Consider the following 8,930-nt stretch of genomic DNA (forward strand, 5'->3'; position numbering starts at 1 on the left):
AGATGGGGAGAGTTGGAGTATTTTTTAATCTTTTTCCCTTATTGCTTCTCTACCACAGACGACTAAGCTCCCTCGCTTTTCAGACAAAGGCAAGGATACTGTTAGGGCTTCTATAGAAGCCCTAACAGTATCTCCAGAAAATAGGTCCAAGTCGAGAAGTAATTGATAATTTATGGGTAATATATTGATTGGATTTGGGATGAAAGGAGAGGTCTAATACACCCCATCTCCCCACATTCCCCACACTCCGCACACTCCCCACACTCCATTTTAAGTACACAAATAGATACCAAATGGCTTCTATAAAATCTTAATGCATGACTTTTGTACGGGCGAATGGCCATTAGCTACGCACAACTTTCCTATCGGAATGCTCCGCAAACGTTTTATATGTCGCGTAGCAAAACGCCCCTACGACTTTTGACTTCCGTGAAACGGTATAACTTTCCTATATCAAGAATGGTTAGCTTAGAATAAGAATATAATTTGTAAAATTTTGTTAACTTATAGCTTTAGTGGCTAATTCATGACCAAAAAATAAGGTCTCAACCCTCCCCTTTTAAGGGTGGGAGGATAAAAAAATAAACTTCAGTATTTCAAACCTCTGACTTCAGCGGTCGGAACTGATAACTGATAACTGATAACTGATAACTGAAATGACTACTTCCACTCTCCTATTCTCTCCAGTAGAAGCAGACCTACAACTGCTAACAGATAACTTAAAACAATTGGTAGGTGCCCGTCACCCCATACTATACGCGGCTGCGGAACACCTATTCCGTGTCAAAGGAAAACGGGTCAGACCAGCCGTTGTCCTATTAATTTCACGGACCACCATGCCAAACCAGGAAATTACTCCTAAACATCGTCGTTTAGCAGAAATCACAGAAATGATCCACACTGCTAGCTTAGTTCACGATGATATAGTAGACGAATCAGAAATTCGTCGAGGCGTCCCTACGGTTCACAGTTTATTTACTAATCGTGTGGCCGTACTAGCTGGAGATTTTCTATTTGCTCAATCATCTTGGTACTTGGCCAATCTAGATAATCTAGCAGTTGTCAAACTACTTTCAGAAGTAATTATGGATCTTGCCGAAGGAGAAATTCAGCAAGGACTACATAGATTTGACACTGATTTATCTATAGAAGCTTATTTAGAAAAGAGCTATTACAAGACAGCTTCTCTAATTGCTAATAGTTCTAAAGCTGCAGCTATTATTAGTGGTGTCTCGCCAGAACTAGCCCAGGATATGTACTACTATGGTAAATATCTAGGTTTAGCATTCCAGATAGTAGACGACATACTAGACTTTACTAGCGCTACAGAATCTCTAGGAAAACCTGCTTGTTCAGACCTGAAAAGCGGCCACTTGACAGCACCTACATTGTATGCTTTTGAAGAAAAGCCGGGCTTAGAAAAACTACTTGAAAGAGAATTAGCCCAAGATGGTGATTTAGAAGAGGCCATCCAATTGATTAAAGATAGTAACGGAATTGAAAGGTCTCAAGAGTTGGCTGCTAAACACGCGAAGATGGCTGTTGAACATTTACAATCTTTACCAGATTGTGATTCTCGTCAAGCTTTGATTAATCTTACTGACTATGTTTTAAGTAGACTGTATTAGACTAATGAATAATTAATAATGAACAATGGATAATGAACAATGGATAATGAACAATGAACAATGTAAACTACCTCTAACTATTAATTATGAGTTATCAAAGAAAGTTAGATAGAAAACTAGAGGTTTAAAAAACTCTTTCATTATCAATTATCCATTATCAATTATCCATTATTAAGCAATATCTGAAGGAAATTTGCTAGAGTTGGAATTAGAGGATGCCTGATACTGTCTGAGATATATAGTTATCAGTTTTTGGACATCCTCTCTCTTGACCTCCGTAGCTGTTGTTAAATCTCCTGGTTTTTCAAAGAATACAAGACTATCTAAAGGCTGAATTGCTATCATTTGAAAAAGTATATGAATAACTGGCATAGGCGTTGCTACAATACGTTCTTCCGCAGGAAGACCAGCAAAGGATTCTTCGGAAATAGATGATGAGGCATCATTTAGTGTCGGAAAAGCATAAATAACTCGTTTTTCTAGTTCAGATTGACTCTGATGACCTAAAGTAGTCAAAACCCAATTTTGCGTGTAAGTTTGTAAAATATAGTATTGCAAATGTTGTAATTGTTCAGCTAACAGTTTTAAAGCAGGTATAATTGCCTCCACAATTTGTGGTGTATTACCATCTTGGGGTGCGTTTTCAATAAGTGTTTGGATTTGTTGTTCTAAGTTCATAATTAAATATTTTTTATCCTTTCAGGGTAGCGGTGTACAAGTAGCCATAAACCGATAATTTAGGGAATTTTCTGTTCCCTACTCGCTGTTACCGAAATTATCTAAAAAAATTGGGTGTATTTATGATGATTTATAAACTTTATTAGTAATTAATTATTAATACAATGATGGGGGAAATCTGCCAAGTTGGCGAAGAAATCTTAAAGCTACTCCTAGATGAATTTCAGCAGTCTACTCGTGCCTCAAGGCAAAACTGCTTAGAAGTAGCAGAACGTATTAGACAAGAAGTAGATAGGATTTGTACAGAAAGTAAAAGAATTCAAGGTTCGGGAGAAGTGGGTAAATGGGCTAAGAATTTAGCTCTACATCGCCTGAGACGATGTATACATTATTACCAGCTTCGTTCTCAAGAAGGAAGAGTAGAATTACATAGCACCCTCAGTGCTATTGTTTATAGATATATCACTCCTCCCCAAATACAATCAAGTTATCAGGCCAGATTAAATCTAATAGAAGATTTTTTACAACAATTTTATGTGGAGACCTTAAATGCTTTTCGGCGAGAAGCTGAACTTCCAGCAACTTATACTCCCCGTACTTTGTTAGAACTGGCAGAGTATATGGCCTTTACAGAACGTTATGGCAAAAGACGTATACCTTTGTCTGGTGGTCGGAGTCAACAATTGATTATTCTGAGGGCACAAACATTTTCCCAACAACAACCAAAAGAAACATCTGTAGATATTGACCAAGCAGCAGAGGGAACAGCTACTGACTCAGACAAAACCTGGAATGATGGATCTATCCAGCAAGTGCGAGAAGCAATGGTGGCACAAGACCCAGGTAATGATATTGGTTCTCTACGTCAGGTTGTGATTGAAGAACTAATGGCCTATCTAGAGGAACGTCAACAGCAAGACTGTGCAGACTATTTTGCTTTGCGTTTACAAGATTTATCCACTGGAGAAATAGAATCTATCCTGGGTCTGACCCCACGAGAAAGAGATTATTTACAGCAGCGCTTTAAGTACCACTTGCTTAAATTTGCCATGGGACATCGGTGGGAACTCGTTCATCAATGGTTAGAAGCAGACTTAGAGCAAAATTTAGGCTTAACTCCCACAGAGTGGGAAACTTTGCATCAGCAAATTGATCCAGAACAAAAGAATTTGCTAAAGTTAAAACAACAAGGTCTTTCTGATGAAGCGATAGCAAAAAGTTTAGGTCGTAAAGTCAACCAGGTTAAGAAAAAGTGGTATAAATTACTAGAACTTGCCTGGGAATTACGAAATCGTTCAAGTTCCGGAGCAGGGGCATCAAGTGATGAATAACGAAACGAATAAACAGGTGGAAACTTTCGAGAAAAATTTCTTTGATTGGCTATTATCAAAGCCAAGTTCTAAAGAAATATTAGCAGTAGGGGAAAGTCAAAAACCTATTGAGGATAGGTCAGCAGAAATCAAGGGGGAAGAAGAGTGGGAAGAACTAGATCCACTTGATTCAGAAGAAATTGACTGTCCCTACTATAACGAAAGTCCACCAATTACACTAGGAGAAGTACCAACTGTGTATAATCGTTTCGAGTCATTGTTACAAAAACGCCTGAAAGCTGAGATTGAAGCTAAACCGCCAATATTTCCTTGGGAAGAACCGGGATACGATACTGAGTATCCAGACGTTGAAGCTCAAGATTGGGTTTCCTCTATTAGTCTGTGGGCATCACAGATGAAAAATATCAGGTGGAGAAACCTATCTATACCCCTAACAGATAGTGTAACTTATCAACTGCTGAAGTCTTGCCAAGAGATAGTAAAATCCGATTTACTACCTGGTATTAGATTGGTTAAAGCTGTAGAGAATTTATTCCCCGGCCAATCTCAATCCCTCAATAATCTAGCAGGCTTAGTATTAGTAGGTCAATCTCGTGATGGGGAGTTGATTTCTCCTCAAGTCACTAATTATGACACTGCAACCCCAAGACAACAAATGTTGTTATCTTTACTGGCTGCCAAAGAAATTTTATCATCTTTAACTTTAACCTGTCATTTAAACCAGTCAGTGGTAAGAAGACAATGGGAAAGTACTTTGGGTTGGATTAATATTGAAGCTGAATACTCTATTCCTGAAGATAGAGCTTCTGCTTGTTTGAGAATTAAGGGTCAACTTCCAGCAGCAGCAAGCCTCAAAATTCAAGGAAGAGAAGTTCAAGCAACCTCTCAACGTTCAGATCCAGGTACTCTATGGGTAGAATTATTTGACCCACAACCAGATCAAAAATACGAGCTAATTATTAAATTGTTTAACTGGGACGAACCTTTAAAATTTGCTGTTTGTCTTCAAGTGAATTCTTAACTCTGAATTCTAAATACTGTGCCTATGCTGAAAAAATATTAAGCAGGACTTACTGCAAAAATCAACATTCCTTCAGCATCTACCACAATCATAAAATTATGCCTAATTCTTCTTCTGCGTGGGAAGTGCGAAATCTACCTATATTAGGACCTCTGTGGAGACAAATAGAAGCAGCGCCTAAACCTGTTCCTGAAGATTCTATTCTATTACGAGTCATGGTACAGGCATTGGTAATAGTAGGTATTATAGCGGTTGATGTGGCTGCCGGGGTGGCAACAGATGAACTGCCTTTAACTTTTTGGGCAGCACCACTAAGTATTATAGGAGCAATTTGGAGTTGGTACAATCGCTACAAAAGGAATGTACCAGCTAAATTTTGTTTGGCAATAGGAATGTTATTAGCTTTAGCTGCTTTTTTGAGCAGGTTGGTTGGTGAGTTAAATGATACTCGACTGGTATTGGCCGAATTATTGATTCAACTTCAAGTTTTGCATAGTTTCGATCTACCCAGGCGGAAAGACTTGGGTTATTCGATGGTGATAGGATTAATTTTATTGGGGGTTGCAGGTACTATTAGTCAAACTTTAACTTACGGACCTGTATTATTACTGTTTATTGTACTTGCTATTCCTTGCCTAATTTTAGATTATCGTTCTAGGTTGGGTTTGCAGTCAAAATTTTCGGCTAATAAATCAGAGTTTACTAAGCAAAAGCAGCGACAAAAAATATCTTTATTAAATGCTATTTCCCCTAAAAGACTAACAACATTATTGTTAGTAATTCTTGGTTTGGGTATGGCAATTTTTGCTTTTTTACCGAGGTTGCCTGGATATCAATTACGAACTTTTCCCATCAGCGCTCCAATTAATTTTGATGTACAAAATTTTGACGGGCGGACAATTACAAATCCTGGTTATATTGGTCGAGGTAGGGAAAATGGAGATGGTTCTGGAAATGGTAATGGAACTAATCAAGAATCAGGTCCGGGAAGTTTAGATACTACTTATTATTATGGATTTAATACTAAGATAAACCAAAATTTGCGCGGGCAATTAGTTCCTCAAGTTGTGATGCGAGTTAGGTCACAAGCCGAAGGATTTTGGCGAGTTTTAGCTTTTGATAAATATACTGGTGAAGGTTGGGAAATTTCTCGGAATGATAAGACTTTTACTTTAGGTCGTTCTAGTTTTTCTTATCGATTTGATGTGAATTGGCGACGGAAAAATATTTATCAAAATGAAACTAAAGAAGTTATTCAAAGTTATACAGTAGTTTCTCAGTTACCGAATTTAATTCCAGCTTTATATCAAGCCAGAGAAATGTATTTTCCTACTGAAAAAATAGCAATTGATCCTGATGGAAATTTACGTTCTCCTCTGGAACTTCGAGAAGGTTTAACCTATACAGTAATTTCTGATGTTCCTTATAGAAATCCTACTATTTTGGGTGAGGCAGGAACAAATTATCCAGAAAGTATTAGTAAATACTATTTACAAATTCCTCCTGAAATTAAGGAAAAAGTAAGACAAAAAACAGAGGAAATTTTAGCCAAGAAAAGTAAAGTTGCAAAAGAAAGTAAACCTATTACTTCTACTTACCAAAAAGCACTTGATTTAGCTCAATACCTCAAACAAAACCCAAATTATAAACTTCAGAAAGAACCGCCATTTTTTGCAGAAGGTGAAGATTTAGTCTCAGCATTTTTATTTGGTTATCAAAATAGTCCGGAAGGGGAAAAAATTACAGGTGGTTATGGCGATCATTTTTCCACAGTTTTGACAATAATGTTACGTTCTATTGGCATTCCTGCTAGATTAGTTGGCGGTTATGCTCCTGGAGAATTTAATCCTTTTACTGGTTTATATGTGGTAAAAAATACAGATGCTTATATGATGACGGAGGTATATTTTCCAGGTTATGGATGGTTTGCTTTTAATCCTATTCCAGGAATGCCTTTAATTCCTCCTTCTATTGAAAAAGGGTTTGGAAACCAAACCCCTACACTGATGGTTTTTTGGAAGTGGGTAGCTGGTTGGTTGCCTTCTCCTGTAACTGGTTTTCTAGAAAGATTTATTGGCGGAATATTCCGTTGGATATTAGGAATTATTGGTTGGTTTTTTGCTCTATTTTCCCAAGGTTGGCAAGGGATATTTGGCGGTTTAATTTTAGCTACTGCTTTAAGTTTTTTGGGTTGGTTATTGTATATTTTTTGGAGAAAATGGCGTTACGGTCGTTGGTTAGCAAGGTTATCTCCGATGGAGAGTATCTATCAACAAATGTTGAATTTAATGGCGAGTAAGGGATTAGTTAAACGTGGTTTTCAGACACCTTTTGAATATAGTAATCAGATTAGGGAACAGGGAACAGGGAACAGCGGTGCGACCCCGCGTCGGCGCAAGACGCAAGGGAACGCGCACCAAGAGAGGGAACAGGGAGAAATAGTAGAGGAAATTTCGCGAGCTTATGTTGGATGGCGTTATGGTAGTAAGGAAGTTAATTTAAGTAGATTAAAAAAATTACTGGGAAGTTTGAAGAAAGGAAGAAGTAAGAAGTAAGAAGTAAGAAGTAAGAAGTAAGAAGTAAGAAGAATTTAGTTATCTAGGGGAGAAGCGGTAAATATTGAAAAAAAAGAAAAATATACCTATAGTCGGGACGTTAGATGAAACGTCTCTACAAGGTTTTGATTTAACCTTAAGTAATCTGTCTGAAAACTGCTATTAAAGTATAACTAAACTGTGGAATTTTTTTACTAAGAAAAGGGAGATAACAGTGGAAGTCTCCCACTCGGACATTACTAAATATTAAAATTTAGTCAGAAATGAATTCTAATATCATGTTTCTTTGAATAACCACAAGAAAAAATTTAGGGAGTTAAGCAAAAAGTAAGCATTCAGCCGTCAGCTATCAGCTATCAGCTATTGTTTCTGATGTGCTATAAAAGCTTCATTAATGGTACTTAGACGTTTTCAGGAATAAAAATCGCTTTTTTTGCGTTTCATCTGCATAGCAAAGCATGGCCTTTACGAAGCATTCCAAAGGAAAGTAAAGGAAAAGTCAGGAAAGCTGAAAGCTGACAGCTAATAGCTGAATGCTTGCAGCAAAAACGAGAAGTTTAAAAAATATTCTGGCTTGGAAATAAGAAGATTTTTATTATGGTGAATTAATTAGACTTGATATAGCTTTTAATATTATGTCTGGTTGAATAGTTATAATTAAAGTTTGTAGTAGGGCTTTAGCCCTAAGTATAGATAGGGCTAAAGCCCTACTAGTAGCAAAAACTTTTGTATCACTGATTATCCGCACTTGATATAACTTCTGAATTATAAATTCAGAATAATTTTTGACCACAAATTTTACAGAATTTAGCATCTATATCGTGGTAAGAAAAACCACAATTACTACAGACTTTTTCTTCTTTATTTGCTGTTTTGATAAGTTGTTTAATTAAATCTCCAAGTTGATAAGGAATTAAACTAACACCCGTTAATATCATCAAAACAGTTAATAAACGACCTTTTTCTGAAATAGGAATTACATCACCAAATCCCACAGTTGTCATTGTAACAACCGAAAAATATACAGCATCTAAAAAAGTTGTAAATGATTCAGGATTGACACGATGTTCGACTTGATAAATTAAGCCAGAAAAGATAAAAATAATTGTAAATAAAGTAAATAATATCCTGGCAAAAATTACTCCATCTGCCGTACTAATCTTAAATATATAAATTTTCAACTTAAGAAATCTAATGAGTCTTAGAATTCGGAACCATCTGATAAGTCGAATAAAACTAAGTTCTAAAAATCCTGGAAAAATAGGTAAAATTGCGAGTAGATCGATAATAGAAAAAAAGCTAAAAACGAACTTTATTTTTTGCTCTGCACACCAAAATCTCAGCAAATATTCAATAGCAAAACATACTAAAATAGAATCATCTATTAGTTCTAGATTCCCAAAAATTTCCTCTGAAATTGGATAGGTTTCAGCAACAAAGATAGCAGAAGAAAGTAAAATCAAAAATAGTAAAATCAAGTTAATGGTTTTACCGATAGGATTTTCGATATCTTCCAAATAAAATGCCAGATTTTTTTTTGTTGGTATAGGTGACATATCAGTTATCAGTTATTAGTTATCAGTTATTAATTATTAGTTATTAATTATTAGTTATTCATAATTTTTAATCTTATGCTTGAGAGCAATAATTATCAAACTAGATTGTAATTATAAGTAGTGGTATGACACAACTAAAATGTTGCAATAGTAGGGGCGGG

At 36.2% G+C, this 8,930-nt stretch carries 6 protein-coding genes; 4 read left to right on the forward strand and 2 right to left on the reverse strand.

Annotated features, from left to right (window positions below):
- Window positions 1-656 precede the first annotated feature (656 nt).
- Entirely contained in the window at window positions 657-1,628 is a 972-nt protein-coding gene (sds, locus tag AFK68_RS22210) for a solanesyl diphosphate synthase (RefSeq protein WP_094675164.1), read from the forward strand.
- Window positions 1,629-1,799: 171 nt separating this feature from the next.
- Here the strand turns inward: sds and AFK68_RS22215 are convergent, their stop codons facing one another.
- The gene (locus AFK68_RS22215; protein ID WP_094675166.1) at window positions 1,800-2,306 is read right to left on the reverse strand and encodes a hypothetical protein; all 507 of its coding nucleotides are present in this window, start codon (window positions 2,304-2,306) and stop codon (window positions 1,800-1,802) included.
- 167 nt (window positions 2,307-2,473) lie between these two features.
- Here AFK68_RS22215 and hetZ point away from each other — a divergent pair, with 167 nt between their 5' ends.
- The 3 genes from hetZ to AFK68_RS22230 all read left to right on the forward strand — a co-directional run bounded on the left by hetZ (window position 2,474) and on the right by AFK68_RS22230 (window position 7,213).
- Window positions 2,474-3,637, forward strand: coding sequence for a heterocyst differentiation protein HetZ (gene hetZ / locus AFK68_RS22220; protein WP_094675172.1), 1,164 nt, complete (start codon window positions 2,474-2,476; stop codon window positions 3,635-3,637).
- Window positions 3,627-4,658 (forward strand): hypothetical protein, encoded by a 1,032-nt coding sequence (locus AFK68_RS22225; protein ID WP_143438143.1) that lies wholly within the window; start codon window positions 3,627-3,629, stop codon window positions 4,656-4,658. Before hetZ ends, AFK68_RS22225 begins: the two co-directional genes overlap by 11 nt.
- A 98-nt stretch (window positions 4,659-4,756) precedes the next feature.
- On the forward strand, window positions 4,757-7,213 hold the full coding sequence (locus tag AFK68_RS22230) for a DUF3488 and DUF4129 domain-containing transglutaminase family protein (RefSeq protein WP_094675170.1): 2,457 nt from the start codon (window positions 4,757-4,759) through the stop codon (window positions 7,211-7,213).
- A gap of 773 nt (window positions 7,214-7,986) precedes the next feature.
- On the opposite strand, the gene AFK68_RS22240 is transcribed toward AFK68_RS22230, so the two are convergent.
- The gene (locus AFK68_RS22240) at window positions 7,987-8,769 is read right to left on the reverse strand and encodes an ion transporter (RefSeq protein ID WP_246844151.1); all 783 of its coding nucleotides are present in this window, start codon (window positions 8,767-8,769) and stop codon (window positions 7,987-7,989) included.
- Window positions 8,770-8,930 lie beyond the last annotated feature (161 nt).

This window comes from Hydrocoleum sp. CS-953 (genome assembly GCF_002260545.1).
GTDB lineage: Bacteria > Cyanobacteriota > Cyanobacteriia > Cyanobacteriales > Microcoleaceae > Trichodesmium.

What these genes read in the sequence shown, in the direction of transcription:
- AFK68_RS22230 (WP_094675170.1), top strand. Translation starts at nt 4,757, where the DNA reads ATGCCTAATTCTTCTTCTGCGTGGGAAGTGCGAAATCTACCTATATTA.
- sds (WP_094675164.1), top strand. Translation starts at nt 657, where the DNA reads ATGACTACTTCCACTCTCCTATTCTCTCCAGTAGAAGCAGACCTACAA.
- hetZ (WP_094675172.1), top strand. Translation starts at nt 2,474, where the DNA reads ATGGGGGAAATCTGCCAAGTTGGCGAAGAAATCTTAAAGCTACTCCTA.
- AFK68_RS22240 (WP_246844151.1), bottom strand. Translation starts at nt 8,769, where the DNA reads ATGTCACCTATACCAACAAAAAAAAATCTGGCATTTTATTTGGAAGAT.
- AFK68_RS22215 (WP_094675166.1), bottom strand. Translation starts at nt 2,306, where the DNA reads ATGAACTTAGAACAACAAATCCAAACACTTATTGAAAACGCACCCCAA.